This is a genomic window from Exiguobacterium sp. FSL W8-0210, assembly GCF_038006045.1.
GTDB lineage: Bacteria > Bacillota > Bacilli > Exiguobacteriales > Exiguobacteriaceae > Exiguobacterium_A.
This window is the reverse complement of record NZ_JBBOUK010000007.1, coordinates 1-1798: the sequence shown is the minus strand read 5'-3', so window position 1 is coordinate 1798 and position 1798 is coordinate 1. Positions and strand designations below refer to the sequence as shown.

The following is a 1798-nucleotide window of genomic DNA, read 5'->3' as shown; positions in this document are numbered from 1 at the left end:
GTATCTACACAGGAAACGTAGATACAGGCGTATCGGAAGCGGAGGGCGGAAGGGGGTGCCTGCGTCTAGCAGGGGGTACCCTACGCCACCGAACCGACACGCATAAACACGTACGCTGCATAGAATCGAAAAGAAACCAAACTAAGGTTCCAGTAAACAATTGATTACAATGTGTACTCCTGAATCAAAAGTATACTCTAGATCTAGATTAAAACAAATGTATACAAAGTAATTTCCCTTACCCGTCTCTTGGAACAAGAGTATAACGGGCTATACTCTTTGGGATTACCCCCTCCTACTAACAGGGGGGTGGACAATACATAGAGAAGTGACCTCCGTCTTACAGTCCGTTAGTGTTGCGGCCTTTTTAAACAGTACGCCCAGTGTTTATGTCGCGAAAGCTAATTGATAGTGAGTAGACCCCCATAAACACTTAAACCAGTGGCTCCCAGAGGGGCGAAGAACCTCGGAGGCGATGGTTTTGGGGGTTTGGGGGTCAGAGTCTCACTGTCAATTAGTCGTGAAATAAAAAACGTTGTAAACCCTTTCCAATACAGTTATGATTAGGCATAAGGGGGGTGCCAAAATGACAAAAGATAATAACAACATCAAACGTATCAATATTCGTATGCCGTTACCGATCTATGAATGGGTTCAGGAACAATCTGACTATCATGGTGTATCGGTTAACTCGTTCATCAACATGAAGATTTCAGAGATGAAAAAGCAAGAAGAAACCATGAAAGCTATGGCTATCATGACCAACGAAAGTGTACTCAAATTTTTAGAGGAAAAATCGTCAAAATAACCTATGCCTTATTAACTTGATTTTAATTAAACTTTACGAGAAAAATTGGTGAGCATATGAAAGATAACGGAAAAATCTCTTCAAGCTCTTTTGTTCGTGTAACTGAAATGAATCACATTGTTGAGGTTCAACATATGGAGCGCATGAATAGATCTAATAACATTCGGAAGTTAGACAAGGATACCTATCTAAATATTTCTACTGGTGAGGTATTGGAGTTCAAGCAGAGTGAAGTTCGAAGTGAGAGTTTTAATTCTTTGCGTCAAACATTCAAAAAGATGCGTTATCTAATCAATGCGAACTTCCTTGGTGAAGGGAACGAATTGCATATAACACTTACCTATCACAAGAATATGACTGATAGAAAAGTGCTTTATACTGATTTCGATAAGTTCATGAAAAAGTTCCGGTATAAGTACGGAAAAGAATACGGATCTATTGATTATATGACGATTGTAGAACCACAAGAACGAGGTGCCTGGCACCATCACTTATTGATTAGATTCAATGATTGTGTAGGACAGAGTATTTATGTACCTCCTAATGCGGTAGCTGAAATGTGGGGACATGGATTTATCAAGATTAAGTCCTTGCGTGGTGTCGATAATATCGGTGCTTATTTGTCTGCTTACTTAGCTGATGTTGAGTTAAAAGAGGATACGGATATTCAAAAATTAGATGGTGGTATCGAGGTTAAAACAATAGAGGTTGATGGTCAGAAAAAGAAGTTCATCAAGGGTGGGAGATTGCATTATTATCCTAGCGGCATGAACCTATATCGGAAGTCGAAAGGCATTGTTATGCCTGAAAGAAAAGACATGGTATATTCGGACATAAAAAAAATAGTAGGGTCGGCTAAACCCCACTACACCAAGACTATTGTCGTCGAGCAGGACGACTTTAAGAACGTAATAACCTATGAACAGTATAACACGAAACGTTAAAAATTGAATAGAACTGGGGCACCTTGGCTTGGGTGTCCTTTTTCGT

General features: G+C 39.8%; 2 protein-coding genes. Both read left to right on the top strand.

What is annotated here, in order from left to right; all coding sequences use genetic code 11:
* Positions 1 to 586 precede the first annotated feature (586 nt).
* Complete coding sequence (locus MKY22_RS17325) at positions 587 to 808, top strand: hypothetical protein (protein ID WP_341090786.1); 222 nt, start codon at positions 587 to 589, stop codon at positions 806 to 808.
* 107 nt (positions 809 to 915) lie between these two features.
* Positions 916 to 1752 (top strand): rolling circle replication-associated protein, encoded by an 837-nt coding sequence (locus MKY22_RS17320; RefSeq protein ID WP_341090783.1) that lies wholly within the window; start codon positions 916 to 918, stop codon positions 1750 to 1752.
* Positions 1753 to 1798: the final 46 nt, after the last annotated feature.